We start from the raw sequence: 19,099 nt of genomic DNA, 5'->3' as shown, positions 1-19,099 counted from the left end.
CCCATGCGCACCACGGTCGGGATCATCGGCGGCGGCCCCGCCGGGCTGCTCCTCGCCCGGATGCTGCACCGCGCGGGGATCGACTGCGTGGTCCTGGAGAGCAGGACGCGGGAGTACGTCGAACACCGTCAGCGTGCCGGGATGCTGGAGCAGGGCACGGTCGACGCCCTGCGCGCGTGCGGCGCCGCCGAGCGCCTGGAGGCCGAGGGACTGGTCCACCGGGGCATCGAGCTGCGGTTCGCGGGGGAGCGGCATCACATCGACTTCCCCGTCCTCACCGGTGGCCGCACGGTCACGATCTACGCCCAGACCGAGATCGTGAAGGATCTCGTCGCGCTCCAACTGGCCGAGGGGCCACCGCTGTTGTTCGAGGCGGAGGCTCTGGCGGTGGATAAGCCGGAGAGCGACGCCCCTGTCGTGCGGTTCCTGCACGAGGGCCGCGAACAGACGCTGACCTGCGACTGGGTCGCGGGCTGCGACGGCTTCCACGGCATCTCCCGGGAGGCCTTCCCGGCGGCGACGAGCCGGACCTACGAGCACGACTACCCGTACTCCTGGCTCGGGATCCTCGCCGACGTCCCGCCGTCCTGCGAGGAGTTGATCTACGCCCGCGGCGGGCGCGGCTTCGCCCTGCACAGCATGCGCTCGCCCACCGTCTCCCGGCTCTACCTCCAGGTCCCGAACGGTACCGATCCCGAGGACTGGTCCCACGAGCGGATCTGGGACGAGCTCGCCGCCCGCTTCGCGATCGACGCCGACTGGACACTGGAACGCGGCCCCATCACCGCCAAGGCGGTGACGCCCATGCGCAGTTACGTCCACGAACCGATGCGGCACGGCCGTCTCCTGCTGGCCGGCGACGCCGCGCACATCGTGCCGCCGACCGGGGCCAAGGGCCTCAACCTCGCCGTGTCCGACGTGTCCGTACTCGCCCGGGCCCTGACCGAACTGCACCGCACGGGATCGACGCAACTGATCGACAGTTATTCAAAGTTGTGTCTTTCTCGTGTGTGGCAGGCCACGCGGTTCTCGTACGACATGACTAGGATGTTGCACGCTCAACCAAATGGGGATGCGTTCGAGAGCCGGATGCAGCTCGCACGGCTGCGCCGCATCACCGCATCCCGCCACGCGGCCGCCGAACTGGCCGCGAACTACACGGGACTACCGCTCCCCGTGTGAGTCCCACCGGTGATCGAACGGAGAGCCGTCATGTCATTGCTCGACCCCAAGAGCTGGCAGCCCCACCCCCTGTCGGGACCTGAGTACGCCGTCACCGAACCCGCCACCGGCGACACGCTCGCCACCGTCACCCTCGCCGGCGCGGAGGACGTGGAGCGCTCCGCGGCGGCCGCCCGGGCCGCCCAGACCGAATGGGCCCGGCTCCCGCACTTCGTGCGGGCCGGGGTGCTGCGCAAGGCCGGTGACCTGTTCTCCGCCCACGCCGACGAACTGCGCGAGTGGCTCGTCCGCGAGTCCGGGTCCATCCCCGGCAAGGCCGACTTCGAACTGCACGTCGCCGCCCAGGAGTGCTACGAGGCCGCCGCGCTCGCCTCCCGCCCCGCGGGCCAGGTCCTGCCCAGTGAGGCGCCCCGCCTGTCCTACACGCGCCGGGTCCCGGTCGGTGTCGTGGGCGTGATCGCGCCCTTCAACGCCCCGCTGATCCTCTCGATCCGCTCCGTCGCCCCGGCCCTGGCGCTGGGAAACGCGGTGATCCTGAAGCCGGACCCGCGCACCGCGGTCTGCGGCGGCCTCTCGCTCGCCGCCGTCTTCGCCGAGGCCGGGCTGCCCGAGGGGCTGTTCCATGTCCTGCCCGGCGGCCCCGACGTCGGCCAGGCCCTGGTCGCCGACCCGCGTGTCCCCGTCATCTCCTTCACCGGATCGACCGCGGCGGGCCGCGCGGTGGGCGAGGCGGCGGGACGACACCTCAAGCGCGCCCACCTGGAACTCGGCGGCAACTCCGCGCTGATCGTCCTGGAGGACGCCGACATCGAGGCCGTCATCTCCACGGCGGCCTGGGGATCCTTCTTCCACCAGGGCCAGATCTGCATGACGACCGGCCGCCACCTCGTCCACGACTCGCTGTACGAGGAGTACGTCGAGCGTCTGGCCGCCAAGGCCGACTCCCTCGCCGTCGGCGACCCCAACCGGGAGCAGGTCCACCTGGGCCCGATCATCGACGACAACCAGCTCGCCAAGGTGCGCGGCCTGGTCGAGGCCAGCACCGCCCAGGGCGCCAAGCTGGCCGCCGGCGGCACGCACGAGAAGCTCTTCTACCGCCCGACGGTCCTCGCGGGCCTCGACGACAGCACGCCCGCCTACGCGGAGGAGGTGTTCGGCCCCGTCGCACCCGTACGGTCCTTCAGCACGGTCGACGAGGCCGCCGCCCTGGCCGCCGCGGGGCCGTACGGCCTCTCGCTCGGCATCGTCACCGGGGACGCGGCCCGCGGTCTCGACCTGGCGGAGCGGATCCCCACCGGCATCGTGCACATCAACGACCAGACCGTGAACGACGAGGCGGTCGCGCCCTTCGGCGGTATCGCCGCGTCCGGCACCGGCGCCCGCTTCGGCGGTGAGTCCAATGTGGAGGCCTTCACCGACGTGCGCTGGACGACGGTACGCGCGGACGTGGCGACCTACCCCTTCTAGGGGTTACTCGCCGTTCTGCCCGGCCTGGGCCTGCTGCTCGGCCACGGACTTGCGGACCTCGTCCATGTCCAGCTTGCGGGCCTGCCCGATGACGTCCGTCAGGGCGGATTCGGGCAGCGCGCCCGGCTGGGCGAACACCGCGACCTGGTCGCGGACGATCATCAGCGTCGGGATCGACTGGATACCGAAGGCCGCGGCCAGCTCCGGCTGCGCCTCGGTGTCCACCTTGCCGAACACCAGGTCGGGGTTGTCCTCGGCGGCCTTCTCGTAGACCGGCGCGAACTGGCGGCACGGGCCGCACCACGACGCCCAGAAGTCGATCAGGACGAACTCGTTGTCCGTGACCGTCTGGTCGAAGTTCTCCTTGGTGAGCTCCACGGTGCTGCTCATGACGTGATCCCTCTTCCTGGTCTCGGAGCGAAGCCGTCGGCACAACACGGCCTGTGCGCCGGGTATTCCACAGCTGTCACCACTCGGTATGCGGCGCGCGTACCCCTGGTGGCCCGAGCGCACACCACCCACCAGACTGGGCCCATGACGGAAACGGAAAACATCGCCTCCAGTACCTACGATGTAGTGGTGCTCGGTGCCGGGCCCGTGGGGGAGAACGTGGCCGACCGCACCCGCGCGGCCGGTCTCTCCACCGCGGTCGTGGAGAGCGAGCTGGTCGGCGGAGAGTGTTCCTACTGGGCCTGTATGCCCAGCAAGGCCCTGCTGCGGCCGGTGATCGCCCAGGCGGACGCGCGCCGCCTGCCGGGCCTGAGCGCCTCGGTGCAGGGATCCCTCGACACGGCCGCGGTCCTCGCACGCCGGGACTACTTCACCTCGAACTGGAAGGACGACGGCCAGATCGGCTGGCTGGAGAGCATCGGCGCCGACCTCCACCGCGGCCACGGCCGTCTCACCGGAGAGCGCACGGTCACGGTCACCGGCCCCGACGGCGTACGGAAGGTGCTGACCGCCCGGCACGCCGTGGCCGTCTGCACCGGCACCCGGGCCGTCCTGCCGGACCTGCCGGGCCTCGACGAGGTCAAGCCGTGGACCAGCCGCGAGGCCACGAGCGCCCAGGCGGCACCCGGACGGCTCGTCGTGGTCGGCGGGGGAGTGGTCGCCACCGAGATGGCCACGGCCTGGCAGGCGCTCGGCTCGCAGGTCACGCTGCTCGTGCGCGGGAAGGGCCTGCTCAACCGCATGGAGCCCTTCGCGGGCGAACTCGTCGCCGAGGCGCTCACCGAAGCGGGCGTGAACGTCCGCACCGGCACGTCGGTCGAGTCGGTCACCCGCGAGAACGGCACGGTCGTGGTCGTCACCGGCACCGGCGACCGTATCGAGGCGGACGAGATCCTCTTCGCCACCGGACGCGCCCCGCACACCGACGACATCGGCCTGGACACGATCGGCCGGGAGCCCGGCACCTGGCTGGAGGTCGACGACAGCCTCCGTGTGACCGGCAGCGACTGGCTCTACGCCGTCGGCGACGTCAATCACCGCGCGCTCCTCACCCACCAGGGCAAGTACCAGGCGCGCATCGCGGGCGCGGCGATCTCCGCCCGCGCCTCCGGGGCCGCGGTCCAGGCGGATCCCTGGGGCGCCCACGCCGCGACCGCCGACCACGACGCCGTACCCCAGGTCGTCTTCACAGACCCTGAGGCCGCCGCGGTGGGCCTCTCCCTGGCGGAGGCCGAACAGGCGGGCCACCGGGTCCGCGCGGTCGACTACGACCTCGCCTCGGTGGCGGGCGCCGGCCTCTACGGCGACGGCTACCGCGGCCGCGCCCGCATGGTCGTCGACCTGGAGCGCGAGATCCTCCTCGGCGTCACCTTCGTCGGCCCCGGCGTCGGCGAACTGATCCACTCCGCGACCATCGCGGTCGCGGGCCAGGTCCCGATCGGCAGGCTGTGGCACGCGGTCCCGTCGTACCCGACGATCAGCGAGGTGTGGCTGCGGCTCCTCGAGGCCTACCGGGACAACTAGGGCAGCTCGAAGCCGAGGGACGCGGCCGCCTGCTCCGGAGTCGGCTGCGTCCACCGCTCGGCCATCGCCTGGTTCGAGGACAGCGAGCGCAACTCGGCGCGGTCGAGGTACAGCATGCCGTCGAGATGGTCCGTCTCGTGCTGGACGATCCGCCCGGGCCAGCCGCTGAACACCTCGTCGACCGGGCGGCCGTACTCGTCCTCGCACGTCAGCCGGACCTGGGCGGGCCGTGCCACCACGGCCTGCCAGCCCGGCACGCTCAGACAGCCCTCGAAGAACGCGGCCCGTTCCGTGCCGACCGGCTCGTACGACGGGTTGACCAGCACGCGGAACGGCTGCGGCACCCGCCCACGCACGTCCCGCACCTCCTCCGGTACGGGCGCCGGGTCCTCGACGACCGCGATGCGCAGCGGCACCCCCACCTGCGGGGCGGCCAGGCCCACGCCCGGCGCCGCGTGCATGGTGACACGCAGGGCCTCGACGAAACGGGACAGGAGCGCGGCGTCCAACTGGCCGTCGTACGGCTCGGTGGCGCGGCGCAGGACGGGTTCGCCGGCCGCCACGATCGGCAGCGGACCGTCCGTGGCCAGGAGTTCGCCGACCAGCTCGGCAAGGGGCGCGCGATGACTCGGAGTTGCCATCGCGCCAGGATGCCACGGCACCGGGCGAGCCGGGTGCTTCCCGTGTGATGCGGGTCACTTCAAGTGCCGGGAACTCGATGCCCCCTTCCTCCGACTACTGGACCGTCACCGTCCCCAGCCCTCGGAGAAGCCGCCGATGTCCATCGCCCCCTCGACGACCACCGCCGAGGCCCCGAAACCGGCCGCCCCGGCGCCGGTTCCCAGCAGATGGGCCCCGCTGCGTCCGCTCGTGCTGCGTCTGCACTTCTACGCCGGCGTGTTCGTCGCGCCCTTCCTCCTCGTCGCCGCCGTCACCGGCTTCCTGTACGCCGGCGCCTTCCAGGCCGAGAAGATCGTCTACCGGGACCAGATGACCGTCGCCGCCGTCGGCGACACCAGGCTGCCCATCTCCACTCAGGTCGCCGCCGCCCGCGAGGCCCACCCCGAGGGCACCGTCTCGGCCGTACGGCCTTCCCCCGAGGCCGACGCGACGACCAGGGTCCTGCTGTCCGGGGTGAAGGGAGTCGACCCGAACCACACCCTCGCCGTGTTCGTCGACCCGTACACCGGCAAGGTCCGCGGCGCGCTCGAGCAGTACGGCTCCACCGGCGCGCTGCCGCTGCGGACCTGGATCGACGAGTTCCACCGCGACCTCCACCTCGGCGAGAACGGCCGTCTGTACAGCGAGTTCGCCGCCAGCTGGCTGTGGGTGATCGCGGGCGGCGGCATCGCGCTGTGGTTCTCCCGCCGCCGCGCCCTGCGCAAGGTCCGCGGTACCAGCGGGCGGCGCCGCACCCTCGGACTGCACGCCAGCGTCGGCGTCTGGGCCGCGGCCGGCTTCATCTTCCTGTCGGCGACCGGGCTGACCTGGTCGACGTACGCCGGCGCCAACATCGATGAACTCCGCACCTCACTGGGCCAGTCCACGCCCTCGGTCTCCGCGGCCGCGGGCGGCGACCACTCGGGCCACGGCGCGTCCGCCTCGGCGGGTGCCGCCGAGCACGGCGTCGGCCTCGACAAGGTGCTGGCCGCCGCCCGTGCCGAAGGGCTCGGCGACCCCGTCGAGATCGTCCCGCCCGCCGACGAGTCGTCGGCCTATGTCGTACGGCAGGTGCAGCGCAGCTGGCCCGAGAAGCAGGACGCGGTCGCCGTCGACCCGACCAGCGGCGAGGTCACCGACGTGCTGCGGTTCGCCGACCACCCGCTGCTCGCCAAGCTGACCCGCTGGGGCATCGATCTGCACACCGGCGTCCTGTTCGGGCTGGTCAACCAGATCGCCCTGATGCTCCTGGCGCTGTCGCTGGTCCTGCTGATCGTGTGGGGCTACCGCATGTGGTGGCAGCGCGGCCGTGGCTCCGCCTTCGGCCGGCCGATCCCGCGCGGCGCCTGGCAGCAGGTCCCGCCGCAGCTCCTGGTGCCGGCTGTGGTGGTCGTCGCCGTCCTCGGCTACTTCGTGCCGCTGCTCGGCATTCCGCTGGCCGGCTTCATCGTCGCCGACGTGATCCTCGGCGAGGTCGCCCACCGGCGGGGCAAGAAGGGCGAGGCGGCGACCTGAGACGTACGCGCCGTCCCGCTACTTGCTCAGGGCGGCGAGCTCCTCGTCGGCCCGCTCCGTGATGAGGCTCAGTACGCGGCCGGCGACCGCGAGGTCGTCCGCGGGGATGCCGGCGTAGACCCGGGCGGTGATGGGGGCGGTCTCGGCGGAGGTGGTCTCGAACAGCTTCCGTCCGGTGTCCGTGATCCGCACCTGGGACCGCTCATGGGGAGCCAGCAGTCCCGCGGAGATCAGCTCGTCGACCACGGAGTGCGCCTCCGCCGCGTCGATCTTGAGCGCGCCGACGAGGTCCTCGACGATGCGGTCACGCTCGACCGGGCCCTCGGCGACGGCGGCGAGCCGCAGGGTGACGGACTGCTGGAAGGTCGCGCCGTGGCGGGCCAGGACGTTCTCGAGGAGTGCACGGGCGGCGTAGTGGGCCAGGGCTATCACGCGGGGGTTGAGGACGGGAGTGGTGGTGGTCATGACTGCTCCTCCAGGGTCTCGTTCGTCGGGTCGAGAGGTGCGTCGAGCAGGGCCGCCAGCTCGCGCTTGAACCCCCGCGTGCGCGCGCTGTCCAGGCCTCCGAGCGGTGCCAGCAGTTGCTCCAGGAGCCCCTGGACGACCTTGATGGCCCGCAGGGTCCGCTCGCGGCCCTCCTCGGTCAGCGCCAGTTGCACCGCGCGCGGGTCGCGGGGGTCCCGGGTGCGTTCCAGGAGCCCGGCGCTCTCCAGGGAGCGCGCCAGCTTGGAGACGTAGAGCGGTTCGAGGCCGGTCCGGTCGGCGAGGCGTCGCTGGCTCGGGCGTTCACCGCCGCGCTGCATGCCGTACAGCGACGCCACCAGCGAGTACTGGGCGTGGGTCAGGCCGAGCGGCGCCACCGCGCGGTCGACCGCGACCCGCCACTTCATCGACAGTCGCCAGACCAGGAAACCGGGCGTCGCGCCTTCGGATGCCGTACTCATGCCCGATACAGTACATGGCTACTATGTCCATGGCTACTATTTCCCCACAGGTCCCTGACGGGAATCGCCTCACGGGTCTAGGTTGGGCGTCATGAGCAATCTTGATCGCGAGGCGGTTCCCGCCCTGTGCGGCGGCCGCGGCTTCGTGGTGGCGGAACCCGTGCGCGAACTCCTCAGCCCTCGGCGCGTCAAGCTCGGCGAGGCCGGCGAGGTACGCCGGCTTCTTCCCAACCTGGGCCGCCGCATGGTCGGCGCCTGGTGTTTCGTCGATCACTACGGCCCCGACGACATCGCCGACGAGCCGGGCATGCAGGTGCCCCCGCACCCGCACATGGGCCTGCAGACGGTGAGCTGGCTGCACGAGGGCGAAGTGCTGCACCGCGACTCCACCGGCAGCCTCCAGACCATCCGCCCCCGTGAGCTGGGCCTGATGACCTCCGGCCGCGCGATCAGCCACTCCGAGGAGAGCCCGAAGTCCCACGCCCGCTTCCTGCACGGCGCCCAGCTCTGGGTCGCCCTGCCGGACGGCCATCGCCACACCGACCCGCGCTTCGAGCACCACGCCGAGCTGCCGCAGATCACGGCACCCGGTCTGACGGCCACGCTCATCCTGGGCGACCTCGACGGCGCACGCTCACCCGGAACGGCGTACACCCCCATCGTCGGCGCCGACCTGGCCCTCGCCCGTGGCGCGGACGTACGCCTGCCACTGGTGCCGGACTTCGAGTACGCCGTTCTGTCCATGTCCGGCGAGGCCCATGTGGACGGGGTGCCGCTCCTGCCCGGTTCGATGCTCTACCTCGGCTGCGGCCGCACCGAACTCCCGCTGCGCGCCGAGTCGGACGCGGGCCTGATGCTCCTGGGCGGCGAGCCGTTCGAGGAGGAGCTCGTCATGTTCTGGAACTGGATCGGGCGGTCCCAGGAAGAGATCGAACAGGCGCGGCAGGACTGGATGACAGGGTCCCGTTTCGGTGAGGTGAAGGGCTACGACGGAGCTCCGCTGCCCGCTCCGGAGCTGCCGCCGCTGCCGCTGAAGCCGCGGGGGAGGGTGCGCTGACCCCCGCGGCTGTTCGATGGCCGGGGTGCGGCCGGCTGTCGCGGCCAGAGCAAACTCTCCCGCCGGAGGGTGACCACGCTGATCGAGAACGTGGAGTGCCCTTCGCTCTCCCCCGACGGAACCCGAGTGGCCTTAACGAAGCGGGTGTTGTCCCGTACCGACCTGTGGGGCGTGCCCGCGAACGGCACGGGCACCCCCCGTCTGCTGATCCCGGGTGCGTCCTCCCCTGCACCCCTGTGACGAACCCCGTTCACCGCAACTCGACCTCCACGGGGTCGTCGTCCTCGAGGAAGCCGCCCGACTGGTGGTGCCACAGCTTGGCGTACGGGCCGTCCAGCGCGAGCAGTTCCTGGTGACTGCCCTGTTCGACGATCCGTCCCCGGTCGAGGACGACGAGCTGGTCCATGCCCGCGACCGTGCTCAGCCGGTGCGCCACCACGAGCGCCGTCCGCCCCTCCATGAGCCGCCACAGCGCCTCCTGGACCAGGATCTCGCTCTCCGAGTCCAGGGCGCTGGTGGCCTCGTCGAGCAGCAGGATCGGCGCGTCCCGCAGGATCGCCCGCGCCAGGGCGACACGCTGGCGCTGTCCGCCGGACAGTTTGACGCCGCGCTCGCCCACCAGGGTGTCGAAGCCCTCCGGCAGCGCGTCGGCGAACTCCGTGACGTGTGCCGCCTCGGCCGCGCGGCGGATCTCGGCCTCGGTGGCGTCGGGCCGGGCGAAGGCGATGTTGTCCCGCAGGGTGCGGTGGAACATCGCCGGGTCCTGCGGCACATAGGCCATCAGACCGCGCAGGTCGGTCTGGCGCAGTCTGCTGATGTCCTGTCCGCCGACCAGGATCCGACCGCCGTCGATGTCCTGCATCCGCAGCAGCAGCCGGGCGAGTGTGGTCTTGCCGCCGCCGGACCGGCCGACGAGCCCGACCTTCGTCCCGCCGGGCACGACCAGGTCGAGCCCCTCGAAGAGCGGCTCGGCGCCCGCGTGGGCGAAGTTCACCCGCTCGAAGCGGACATCGGCGGCCCCGGGCAGCAACGGCTCGGGCGAGGGCGGGTCGAGCACGGTCGGCGGGGTCAGCAGCAGTTCGGTGAACTGCGCGGCCTCCGTCATCGAGCTCTCCAGGCGACGGTAGATCTGGTTGAACTCGAACATGATCCGGGTCGCGTTGGAGTAGTAGGTGAAGGCGACCACGACCGCCTCCACACCGTGGCTGCCGCCGCCGAGGGTGACCGCGAGGAGCAGGCCCAGCGCGTTGGTCAGCACGGACATCGGCGCGACGAAGGTGTCGATGCGCAGGTTGCCGTAGTCCCACGACCGGAGCATGAGCCGGCGTGAGGTCGCGACGCGGGAGCGGTGTTCGGCGGCCTCGCGTGCCTCGGCGCCGAACGCCCGGACGGTGTCCATGTTCATCAGGCTGTCGGCGACGTGTCCGGAGACCCGCGCGACCGCCGCCTCGCGCTCGGCGACCAGTGCCTGGCGGCGCCGGATGAGGGGTGCAGCGCACAGCGCGGTCACCGCGATCATCGTCAACAGGCCGACGACGAGCAGCGGTTCGTAGCGCCACAGCACCACCGAGCCGAACAGCAGCGGTACGACGTTGCCCACGACCTGGAACGCCAGGGTGTCGACGAACGGCTCGAAACGGGTGGCGAAGCTCAGGACGCGCTTGGTGAGGGAACCGGCGAAGTTGTCGTGGAAGAACGTGGCGTCCTTGGCGAACAGTTCGTCCATTCCGATCACGTACAGGTGCTCGATGCCGAGGGCGTCGAGACGGTTCATGCAGTGCAGGGCGACCCGCCACAGCGCTTCCGCGAGCAGCAGGACACCGGCGAAACCCAGGACGTACGGCAGTGCCGACCCGGCGGTCAGTTCGGCGCCGTCGGCGATGTCGCCGGCGAGCCTGGCGACGATCAGCGGGGCGATGTAGTTGAGGCCGATGCCGCCCAGCGCGAACAGCACCATGGCGGGAATCGTCAGCCGGCGGAGCCGGGCCAACTCCCGTCCGTAGTAACGGAGTGCGAGGAGTACCGCGCCCCGGCGCGGCGTGATTTTCTCTAGCTCAGGCGTCTGCATCCTAACCCTGTGTGTATGGGGAGTAGCGTTCCGAGTTCGGCAGTGTCCCGCGACGGCACCTGCGCGGTCCACGCGTTTTTCGGCAGGTCACGCCCACGGGGACGGACAAATCTCAAGTGACGCAAGGGGATTGACGTAGAAAGCGCTTGCCGCCTACGGTCCCCCGAATGGGTATGCAGCGAAGATTCGGCTGGGCGTCGCTCGCCGCGGCGACCACCATGGCACTGGCGGCAGGGGTGACCGCGGCGCCCGCCGCCCACTCGGCGGACGATCCCGTGCAGATCGTGGTCGACGGGAACGACGTACGCGCGGACAACGTGAACGGCCTGACCTACAAGGGCCTCGGCCTGCTCAGCTGCAACAGCACGAGCAATCTGCTGATGGACTACAAGGCGGAGCACCCCGAACGGTACTGGCAGCTCGTCAGGGTCCTGTTCGGTGGGAAGAGCCCCTTGATCAACCACGTCAAGATCGAGATGGGTTCGGACACCAACACCTCCACCGGCTCCGATCCCGCGACCATGCGCACCCGCGACGAACTCGCCGACGCGTCCCGCTCCCCGGGCTTCCAGCTCGCCGCCGACGCGAAGACGGTCAACCCGGAGCTCAAGGTGTCGATCCTGCGCTGGGTCATGCCCCAGTGGGTGCAGACCGAGTGGAACAAGGGCACCGGCACCGACGAGATGTACCGCTGGTACAAGGAGACGATCCTCGACGCGTACCAGAAGTACGGGTACATGGTCGACTACGTGAATCCGGACACCAACGAGACCCAGAAGCCGGACATCTCGTTCATCAAGTGGTACAAGAGCGCGCTGGCGAACGACACCCAATTCAGCGATTCGCGCTATGGCCTGACGGATCGTCAGCAGAAGTCGGCCGCGAAGGCCTACCACGACATCAAGATCGTCGCCTCGGACGAGAACACCACGAAGAACATCGGCCCGGCGATGCTCACGGACACCGAGCTCTTCGGCATGGTCGACGCGGTGGGCTACCACTACACCACCGACGACCGGCTCGACGGCACGTCCGACAGCGCCACGTACCGGCCGTACACGAAGCTGGCGACCGGCGACAACACCTACGGTCAGGACAAGGAGGTCTGGTACAGCGAGGGCGTCGGCTCCTTCGGCTGGACGGACTACCGGGTCTCCAACACCGAGGGGCCGGGCGGCGCGAGTACGGGCATCGGCGGTGTGCAGAGCGCCCTGGACCTCGCCAACCGCTCCGTGAAGAGCTACGCCAACTCCAAGCGGACGCACTACATCTTCCAGCCGGCGATCGGGGCCTTCTACGAGGGCGCGCAGTACAGCCACAAGGAGCTGGTCAGCGCCCGTGACCCGTGGTCGGGGAGCATCCACTACGATGCCGCCGTCTATGTGATGCAGCACTTCACCCAGTTCGCGAAGACCGGCTGGGAGAACGACACCAACACGGCCGGCATCTGGCGCACCGTGCCCGAGGCCAGCTACAGCGGCGTCAGCGGCACCGAGAACGTCGACGGCTCGAACGGCGCCCCCAGTTACATGACGCTCGCCGACCCGGCGAAGAAGGACTTCTCGACGAGCGCCGTCAACGACAGCGACCGGACGAAGAGTTACCGCATCAAGGCCGAGAACATGGCCCTGGGCGGCGATCCCACCATGGAGGTCTGGGAGACCCGCGCGGCGGACCCCGGCCAGGCCTACGACGCCAACTTCAAGCATCTGGCCGCCCAGATCCGGCCCGACAGCGACGGCTACTACACCTACACCGTCCAGCCGCGCTCGATCGTCACGTTCACCACCCTCGACCGCAGCTCCGACAAGGCGACGAAGCAGCGGCTTCCCGGGACCGCCGCCCGCACGGTCCTCGACACCGACGCGACCGGCAAGAAGCACGACACCCACGACACCGTCCTGTACGCCGACGACTTCGGGTACCAGGAGGAGGGCCGGGTCCGGGTCGGCACGGACAACGGGGCCCGCAAGGTCTCCCAGTCGTACCTCACCTCCCGTGGCAACCAGCCCCGTTACCTGGTCGACCAGACCGGCGCGTGGGAGGTCGGCAAGGACCCGAGCGGCGACAACGTGCTGTACCAGTACCTGGACCAGTCCATGAAGGACACCGGCGCCTGGAACCGGAACACCCCCAACACCACGGTCGGCGACTTCCGTTGGGAGAACTACCGGGCCTCGGTCGACGTCTCCTTCCCGGACCCGGCCGGCGGCCTCGCCACCCTGGGCGTACGCCAGCAGAAGGGCATGGCCGCGACCGACGCCGCGTACAGCGTCGGGATCGGCCCGAACGGGAGCTGGACCTTCTCCAGGTACGGCACGGCGCTCAGGACCGGGACGGTCGCCGCGGCCGACGACTACCGCCTCGCCGTCGAGGCCAAGGGCGCGACCGTCACCGCGTACGTCGACGGCCAGGCCGTCGCCACCTACCAGGACCCGACGCCGGTGGCCGAGGGCCGCGTCAAGCTCGGCACCGACTTCCACACGACCGCGTTCGACAACCTGAAGGTCGAGAAGGTCGCCGGATACACCCCGTACGCCGCCACGCTGACCGACAACATGGACAGCTCGGTCTCCTACGACGGCACCTGGAGCCGGAACGCCTCCCTCGGCGACGCGATGAACTGGTACCGCTCGACGTCGACCGGCGCCACCGCGGGAGCGACCGTCACCGTCCCGTTCCGCGGCACGGGCATCGACGTCATCGGCGGCAACGACGGAAGCGCTGTCCTCGACGTCCTCGTGGACGGCCGGTCCGTCGCCCGGAACGCGAAGACCACCGCGACCGACAAGCGTCAGGCGACGTACTCACTCCGCGGCCTGCCCGACGGCAGACACACGGCGACGTTCACCCTCAAGTCCGGGAAGATCGTGCTCGACGCCTTCACCGCACTCTCCGGCGACGTGGACGGGCCGGTCGACACGACACCGCTCAGGACCGCCCTGGACGCGGTGGGCCCCCCGGACCGGAGCGACTACACGGCCGACTCCTGGGCCGACTTCGCCACCGCACGCACGGCCGCCAGGGCAGCGGTGCGCGGGCAGAAGGGCCTCGACGCCCTCGGCGTCGGCCAGCTCGCGAACAGGCTCGTCGACGCCTACGACAGGCTGGTCCGCACGGAGCCCTGACCGGCACCGCCGGCGGGCCCGCCCCCTCGGGCGGACCCGCCGGCCAAGGGCAGCGATCGGGAACCCGCGAAGACGTCGTCCCGGCATCGATTCAGTACCGGTTCCTCACCTGCCGTCCACAGCCTCCCGCGTCGCTCCCGAAGATAACCTGGTCTGCGGTAACTCCGGGGGAGGGGGACGAGTTGGGGTGGATGGGCGACCGGGGCTCGGCACGGTCGGGCTCGTTGGAGGACGCCGACGAACGCCGTCGGCTGTCCACACTGGATCTGGTGGGGCTCGCCGCCGGCGGTGTCGTGGGGTCCGGGTGGCTTCTGGCAGCCGGTAAAGCCCACTGGGCGGTAGGTGACAACGCCGTGTGGGCCTGGGCGGCCGGCGGCGCGCTGATGCTGCTGATAGCCGCCGTGATGGTCGAACTGGGCATCGCCGTCCCCAAGACGGGCGGCCTGATCTTCCTCCCCCTGCAGGCCGCGGGCCCACTGGTGGCCACGGTCGTGGCCGCCGGGCTGTGGATCGTGTACGCGGTGAATCCGGCGAGCGAGGCAGTGGCCATGGTCCACGGACTGGCGTACTGGTTCCCGTCGTTGCTGCGGAACGGCGAGGTGCTGAGGAACGTCGCCGAGCCCACCCCGCAGAGCATGGAACACGCCTACGACTTCTCGATGACCGGCGTCCTGTGGGCCGTGGTGTTCATGGCGCTGATCGTCGGGCTCAACCTGCTGCCGCCGCGCCGGCTGATCAGGCTGAACCTCTTCATCACCATGGTGAAGGTCCTGGTCCCGGTGCTGATCATCGTCTGTCTGGGGTTCGCCGCGTTCGACGCCGCCAAGAGCTGCGAGCCGGAACAGGTCTGGTACCTCAGCGGGCGCTCGGGAACCGCCGAGCACCTGCAGAGCCAGGCCGGGCACCTGTCGCCGCTGTACGTGGTGCTGGGCGGCGCCGTCATCTACGCGTACATCGGCTTCCAGGCGCCGCTCGACTTCGCCGGCAACGTCAAACGGCGCGGCATGGGCGAGGCGGCGCGGCTGCGCTGGGCGGTGTACGGCACTCTCGTCGGCGCGTTCCTGCTGTACACGGCGCTGCAGTACGTGTTCGGCAGACACTGCCAGGGGCTCACCGGGAACATGCTCGAATCGCCGTACTCCCAGTTCGCCGCGGCGGCGACGATGACCTGGCTGGCCTGGCTGATCCGGGTGAACGCGGTGCTGTCCCCGATGGGGTCCGGAATCGTCTTCACCCACGCCCTGACCCGCGAGGTCGCGGCCCTCAGCCGTGCCCACCTCACCCATCGCGGGCTGCAGACGGCGCGCCGGGCGTCGTTCCGGTTCCGGGGCGGCGAGATCGACGCGTACTGGATGATCCTGCTGGTCAACTTCACGATAGGGCTGGCGATGCTCGTCGTGGTGCGGGGCAACTGGGAGGAGCTGGTCGCCCTCAACAGCGTACCGACGCTGGTCGTGTACGCCACGCCGGGCGTCGTCCTGGTGGCGCTGAAGCTGCCGGAGTTCGGGAGGACGCGCCGGATGGTGCACCTGGCGCTCTCCGCCACCGCGTTCGTCGCGATCGCCGTCGTGATGCTGGAGGCGGGGTGGCCCAACGTGTGGCGGGGCATGGCCGCCGTGGGGATCGGCTCGGCGCTGCTGCTCGGGCTCCCCTGGCTGGCGAGACGCGATCTTCCCTTCATAGGGGGCCTCTTCAGGCGCTACGACGCCCGGGACCACGTCTCTCGCTTCGCCACCCCCGGGGACCCTGCGGTACGACCGGTGCTGCTGTTCCTCGCGCATCTGGCGGTCATCGTGTCGTGCACACTGCTGCGGCACGTCCTGAGCGACGATCTGGCCCTGGTGCCGCAGCTGATCGTGGCCCTGTCGGCGGCTGTCGTCTTCCCGCTGCTGGTCCGGGCCTGCCGCCGCTACATGGACAGAGTGCCGCCCACGCTGCCCGTGCCCCGCCGTGAACCTCAGGAAGTGCCCGTCACCGCAGCGACTTGATGACCCACTCCGCCGCCTCGTGCTGCCCGGCCGCCCGCAGTTCGGCCACCGCGTCATCGCGGTGGCCCACGTCCGACCAGCGGCCCACCGTGGCCCGCAGCAGCAGCTCGGCGTCCGGCAGCGGCAGTGCCAGCACTCCGCCCACGACCTCGACGACGGCGGCCGGAGTCACCAACTGCTCGTTCTCCAGGAACCGTTCGAGCAAGGTCCAGGCCTCGTCGCGCAGCTCGGCGCGGTGCAGACGGGCCGCGACATCGGCGACCAGGGCGGCGTCGACCGTCAACCGGGTGGAAGGGTCCGAGAGTTCGCGGCAGGCCGCGTCCACCGCGACCGAGTGCCGGGTCCGCAGTGCGCTCAGGCACTCCACGAACCAGTTCCGGTTCGCGTGCGGTTCCATGACGGCCAGGGCCAGTCGGCGTCCCGCCTCGTCCGCGGCCCGGGTCCGGTCACGGCTGCGCTCTACGTTGTCCAGCAGGGCCACCAGTTCGGTGCCGGAGCGCCCCTCGACGCCCACGGCGGCGACATGGCGCAGCAGCCGGGAGCACTCGGGAGCCGCGTCCTTCTCCGGCAGCCACTCGTCCAGGTGTTTCAGGTCGTCGAGGGGGCGGGGCGCGGAGCTTGGGGTGGCGGAGCCCGCCACGATGTCGGCCAGCAGCTCCCGGGTGGTGCGGGTCAGGGCCGGCTCCTTGTGCCAGTACGACACGAGCGCGGCGAGTTCCTGGACGTTCGTGTGCCCGGCCGCGTAGTGCCGTACCAGGGCACACTTGCCGGGTGAGTCCTCCTCCTTCGCCAGCAGCGCGCAGAGCTTCACCACGTGCCGGGGCCGCGTGGTGCGGCCGATGTGCTCGGCGAGGGCGTCGTGACCGGCCCCGCGCCGGGCGATCAGCTTCGCCACCAGTCGCCGCGTCATCTCCACCTGGGTCGCGTCCGAGGCCTTCAGTCTCTCCTCGATCCAGCGCTCCAGGACCCGTCCGACCGGGCTGAGGTGCTGGAACGCGCCCGACAGGTCGGCGATCTCCTCGCCCTCATCGCCCGGCCCGGCGTCCGGCTCGCTGTCGGCGATCGCCCGCAAGGTCAGTTCCAGCAGCCGGTCGGCCTCACGGTCGCAGCCCTCGTCGCGGAGCGCGGTGTACAGCAACGCCTTGTCGAGGTTGGTGCGGCCGGAGCCGGGGCCCGCGAACACCTGCACGGTGCGCTCCGCGAGGTCGGACCGCCGCTCGTCCACGACCCGCACGAACACCGCAACGTCGAAGGCCGTGCGCTGGCAGGCCACGTCGTGCACGATGCTCGCGGTGATCGGGGCGCGCTCGCTGCCGGACTCCGCCTCCTGCTGCATCACGGCCAGCTCGGCGGCCTCCCCGACGGGCCGTGACAGGGCGGCCGTCGCCATCAGCATGACGCCGTCCCGTGCGTCGAAGTGGTGCGCGAGCTTGACCAGTTCGTCGACCGGGCGGCGCAGCGCGAAGGCGTACAGGGCGCGCATGGCCATCGCCTCGCGATGCTCCTTGCGCATCCTGTCCAGGATTTCCATGAAGTGCCTGACCTCGACCCGCGCGACCCAGGCGTACGCCTCGTTGAGCGACTCGGCCAGGTCCGGCTGGAAGAGGTGATCCGTGCGGCGGTCCCCCGCGGCGCTGTCGGCGCCGGTCATCCGCCGCCCAGCATCGCGGGTTCGACCTCACCCCAGTACCTGACGAAGTCGGCGGGGTCGGGCAGCAGTTCGCCGGCTTTCCGGTCCACGCGGCGGGCCAGGTCGCGGCTCTGCTCGTCCCCGGCCTTCAGCCGTACCACCACGCGGCCCGCGAGGTCGGGCCGGCGCATCAGATCGGGCAGGTTGCGCTCGCCGTTGAGGAGCAGCTCGCGCACCCATTCGTCCACCGTGCCCAGGGCGCGGGTCCGGGGCCGGCGGCCCTTGGCGTGGTTGGTGAACAGCGGGGCCGCCTCCGAGGCGTCGTTCAGCAGCATCCGCGGCGCGTGGTGGACGCCGCACTCCTGCATCCCCTCGTCGATACCGGCGCGGAGCGCGCCGAGGGTGAGGTCCTCGGGGTGCTCGGGCATGCCCTGCCCGAGCACGTTCAGCAGATGGCCACTGAAGGGCGTGCAGGTGTCGAGGGGGTGCGGCAGGTTCTGACAGGCGCCGGCCCACGCGTTGTGCACGCTGCCGCCGACCGCGGTGAGGACGCAGGTGCCGTTGAAGCGGGTGCCGAGAGCGCCCGGCAGGGCGGACTCGGGTCCCAGGTGGGGCAGCATGCTGGAGTAACAGCAGTCCGCTATCAGCACTTTGAGGCCGGCCTTGCTCTTCCTGATCGCCCGGTACACGTACCAGGCGGACAGCCATGTCCAGGGTTCGCTGCTGCGCGAGGAGCCGACGGCGAAGTGGACCTGGCCGCCGGGGACGTCCTGCCAGTAGGCGCCGTGCCCGACGTACACCACGAGCAGGGTGTCCTCCGGCCCCTCGCCGGCCGCGGCCGCCTCGTGGAGGGCGCGCATCACGCCGTCGGCCGTCCGCACCTCGTCCCGCTCCAGCACCGGGGACCGGTCGGCGGCGCCCCAGCGCGGGTCCCGGGCCAGCGCTTCCCCGTAGGCACGGGCGCTCGCCTCGATCGTCGGATAGCCCTGTATGCCGGATTCGTCGTCGTATGCACCGACCCCGATCACCAGCGCCCGGGAGGCCATGCCGGTCAGCTCCCCTCGGGGGTGGTGAGGCCGTCGGTGCGCGGCGCGGGCTGCGGGTCCTGGGCGGGCGGCGGGGCCTGCGGGGGCTGGACGACGATGATGGTGACGGGTGGTGGATCGAGCCTGCGGCCCCGCCAGTTCTCGATCGCCCGCTGCACGGCGACCTGCACCGCGGCGCCGACGGCGCCGCCGAGCACGGCCTCCAGCATGATGGCGGCGAGACCGCCGTCGAGGGTGCCGTCCTGCCCGGCCGTCTCCAGCCGCCAGGTCAGCCCTGTCTCCCGTCCCAGCTCCTCCAGGAGCTGCTCCGGCTCGTCCAGCCCGACCGGTCCCTCGACCTTCACGGAGATCGTCGCCGTCATGTCTCCCGTGCCTCCCCCGCCGCCGCGCGGCGTACCCACCCACTCTGCCAGGCCGAACGCCTGCTGTGCGAGGGCGCG

The 19,099-nt window shown here is 71.0% G+C and carries 15 protein-coding genes; 7 read left to right on the top strand and 8 right to left on the bottom strand.

The features are described 5' to 3' along the window. The first annotated feature begins 3 nt into the window (after window positions 1-3). Both M2157_RS07080 and M2157_RS07075 read left to right on the top strand, forming a co-directional pair. A complete protein-coding gene (locus M2157_RS07080; RefSeq protein WP_280864770.1) occupies window positions 4-1,182 on the top strand; it encodes a 4-hydroxybenzoate 3-monooxygenase in 1,179 nt (392 codons plus the stop codon). Between the two features lie 30 nt (window positions 1,183-1,212). Beyond that, window positions 1,213-2,649 (top strand): benzaldehyde dehydrogenase, encoded by a 1,437-nt coding sequence (locus M2157_RS07075; RefSeq protein WP_280864769.1) that lies wholly within the window; start codon window positions 1,213-1,215, stop codon window positions 2,647-2,649. A 3-nt stretch (window positions 2,650-2,652) separates the two neighbouring features. Here the strand turns inward: M2157_RS07075 and trxA are convergent, their stop codons facing one another. Next, window positions 2,653-3,039, bottom strand: a complete 387-nt coding sequence (trxA, locus tag M2157_RS07070) for a thioredoxin (protein ID WP_280864768.1) — start codon at window positions 3,037-3,039, stop codon at window positions 2,653-2,655. A gap of 144 nt (window positions 3,040-3,183) precedes the next feature. Here trxA and M2157_RS07065 point away from each other — a divergent pair, with 144 nt between their 5' ends. Beyond that, complete coding sequence (locus tag M2157_RS07065) at window positions 3,184-4,623, top strand: NAD(P)/FAD-dependent oxidoreductase (protein ID WP_280864767.1); 1,440 nt, start codon at window positions 3,184-3,186, stop codon at window positions 4,621-4,623. Here M2157_RS07065 and M2157_RS07060 read toward each other — a convergent pair. Next, window positions 4,620-5,264, bottom strand: a complete 645-nt coding sequence (locus M2157_RS07060) for a peptide deformylase (RefSeq protein WP_280864766.1) — start codon at window positions 5,262-5,264, stop codon at window positions 4,620-4,622. The two genes, M2157_RS07065 and M2157_RS07060, sit on opposite strands and share 4 nt — an antisense overlap. Before the next feature lie 136 nt (window positions 5,265-5,400). On the opposite strand from M2157_RS07060, the gene M2157_RS07055 reads away from it, so the two are divergent. After that, on the top strand, window positions 5,401-6,798 hold the full coding sequence (locus M2157_RS07055; RefSeq protein WP_280864765.1) for a PepSY-associated TM helix domain-containing protein: 1,398 nt from the start codon (window positions 5,401-5,403) through the stop codon (window positions 6,796-6,798). Window positions 6,799-6,816: 18 nt separating this feature from the next. Here M2157_RS07055 and M2157_RS07050 read toward each other — a convergent pair whose 3' ends face one another. Together M2157_RS07050 and M2157_RS07045 are read right to left on the bottom strand one after the other, a co-directional pair. Continuing rightward, a complete protein-coding gene (locus M2157_RS07050; RefSeq protein WP_280864764.1) occupies window positions 6,817-7,263 on the bottom strand; it encodes a MarR family transcriptional regulator in 447 nt (148 codons plus the stop codon). Beyond that, window positions 7,260-7,742, bottom strand: coding sequence for a MarR family transcriptional regulator (locus M2157_RS07045; protein ID WP_280860930.1), 483 nt, complete (start codon window positions 7,740-7,742; stop codon window positions 7,260-7,262). The genes M2157_RS07050 and M2157_RS07045 overlap by 4 nt, the downstream gene beginning before the upstream one ends. A 91-nt stretch (window positions 7,743-7,833) precedes the next feature. Here M2157_RS07045 and M2157_RS07040 point away from each other — a divergent pair, with 91 nt between their 5' ends. Beyond that, window positions 7,834-8,799 (top strand): pirin family protein, encoded by a 966-nt coding sequence (locus M2157_RS07040; RefSeq protein ID WP_280860928.1) that lies wholly within the window; start codon window positions 7,834-7,836, stop codon window positions 8,797-8,799. Window positions 8,800-9,049: 250 nt separating this feature from the next. Here M2157_RS07040 and M2157_RS07035 read toward each other — a convergent pair whose 3' ends face one another. After that, the gene (locus tag M2157_RS07035; protein ID WP_280860927.1) at window positions 9,050-10,867 is read right to left on the bottom strand and encodes an ABC transporter ATP-binding protein; all 1,818 of its coding nucleotides are present in this window, start codon (window positions 10,865-10,867) and stop codon (window positions 9,050-9,052) included. Window positions 10,868-11,034: 167 nt separating this feature from the next. Here M2157_RS07035 and M2157_RS07030 point away from each other — a divergent pair, with 167 nt between their 5' ends. After that, entirely contained in the window at window positions 11,035-13,995 is a 2,961-nt protein-coding gene (locus M2157_RS07030; protein ID WP_280864763.1) for a GH59 galactosidase, read from the top strand. 191 nt (window positions 13,996-14,186) lie between these two features. Next, a complete protein-coding gene (locus M2157_RS07025) occupies window positions 14,187-15,983 on the top strand; it encodes an APC family permease (protein ID WP_280864762.1) in 1,797 nt (598 codons plus the stop codon). Here M2157_RS07025 and M2157_RS07020 read toward each other — a convergent pair. The 3 genes from M2157_RS07020 to M2157_RS07010 are packed head-to-tail and all read right to left on the bottom strand — an operon-like array spanning window position 15,967 to window position 19,021. Beyond that, a complete protein-coding gene (locus M2157_RS07020) occupies window positions 15,967-17,634 on the bottom strand; it encodes a hypothetical protein (protein WP_280864761.1) in 1,668 nt (555 codons plus the stop codon). The genes M2157_RS07025 and M2157_RS07020 overlap by 17 nt on opposite strands. Continuing rightward, entirely contained in the window at window positions 17,631-18,659 is a 1,029-nt protein-coding gene (locus M2157_RS07015; RefSeq protein ID WP_280864760.1) for a hypothetical protein, read from the bottom strand. The genes M2157_RS07020 and M2157_RS07015 overlap by 4 nt, the downstream gene beginning before the upstream one ends. A gap of 5 nt (window positions 18,660-18,664) precedes the next feature. Beyond that, the gene (locus M2157_RS07010; protein WP_280864759.1) at window positions 18,665-19,021 is read right to left on the bottom strand and encodes a hypothetical protein; all 357 of its coding nucleotides are present in this window, start codon (window positions 19,019-19,021) and stop codon (window positions 18,665-18,667) included. Window positions 19,022-19,099: the final 78 nt, after the last annotated feature.

The organism is Streptomyces sp. SAI-127 (assembly GCF_029894425.1).
Classification (GTDB): domain Bacteria; phylum Actinomycetota; class Actinomycetes; order Streptomycetales; family Streptomycetaceae; genus Streptomyces.
Note: the sequence above shows the minus strand (reverse complement) of the source record. Positions and strands in the feature narration are given on the sequence as shown.

What these genes read in the sequence shown, in the direction of transcription:
- M2157_RS07065 (WP_280864767.1), top strand. Translation starts at nt 3,184, where the DNA reads ATGACGGAAACGGAAAACATCGCCTCCAGTACCTACGATGTAGTGGTG.
- M2157_RS07010 (WP_280864759.1), bottom strand. Translation starts at nt 19,021, where the DNA reads ATGACGGCGACGATCTCCGTGAAGGTCGAGGGACCGGTCGGGCTGGAC.
- trxA (WP_280864768.1), bottom strand. Translation starts at nt 3,039, where the DNA reads ATGAGCAGCACCGTGGAGCTCACCAAGGAGAACTTCGACCAGACGGTC.
- M2157_RS07075 (WP_280864769.1), top strand. Translation starts at nt 1,213, where the DNA reads ATGTCATTGCTCGACCCCAAGAGCTGGCAGCCCCACCCCCTGTCGGGA.
- M2157_RS07030 (WP_280864763.1), top strand. Translation starts at nt 11,035, where the DNA reads ATGGGTATGCAGCGAAGATTCGGCTGGGCGTCGCTCGCCGCGGCGACC.
- M2157_RS07035 (WP_280860927.1), bottom strand. Translation starts at nt 10,867, where the DNA reads ATGCAGACGCCTGAGCTAGAGAAAATCACGCCGCGCCGGGGCGCGGTA.
- M2157_RS07055 (WP_280864765.1), top strand. Translation starts at nt 5,401, where the DNA reads ATGTCCATCGCCCCCTCGACGACCACCGCCGAGGCCCCGAAACCGGCC.
- M2157_RS07080 (WP_280864770.1), top strand. Translation starts at nt 4, where the DNA reads ATGCGCACCACGGTCGGGATCATCGGCGGCGGCCCCGCCGGGCTGCTC.
- M2157_RS07020 (WP_280864761.1), bottom strand. Translation starts at nt 17,634, where the DNA reads ATGACCGGCGCCGACAGCGCCGCGGGGGACCGCCGCACGGATCACCTC.
- M2157_RS07045 (WP_280860930.1), bottom strand. Translation starts at nt 7,742, where the DNA reads ATGAGTACGGCATCCGAAGGCGCGACGCCCGGTTTCCTGGTCTGGCGA.
- M2157_RS07025 (WP_280864762.1), top strand. Translation starts at nt 14,187, where the DNA reads ATGGGCGACCGGGGCTCGGCACGGTCGGGCTCGTTGGAGGACGCCGAC.
- M2157_RS07015 (WP_280864760.1), bottom strand. Translation starts at nt 18,659, where the DNA reads ATGGCCTCCCGGGCGCTGGTGATCGGGGTCGGTGCATACGACGACGAA.
- M2157_RS07040 (WP_280860928.1), top strand. Translation starts at nt 7,834, where the DNA reads ATGAGCAATCTTGATCGCGAGGCGGTTCCCGCCCTGTGCGGCGGCCGC.
- M2157_RS07050 (WP_280864764.1), bottom strand. Translation starts at nt 7,263, where the DNA reads ATGACCACCACCACTCCCGTCCTCAACCCCCGCGTGATAGCCCTGGCC.
- M2157_RS07060 (WP_280864766.1), bottom strand. Translation starts at nt 5,264, where the DNA reads ATGGCAACTCCGAGTCATCGCGCGCCCCTTGCCGAGCTGGTCGGCGAA.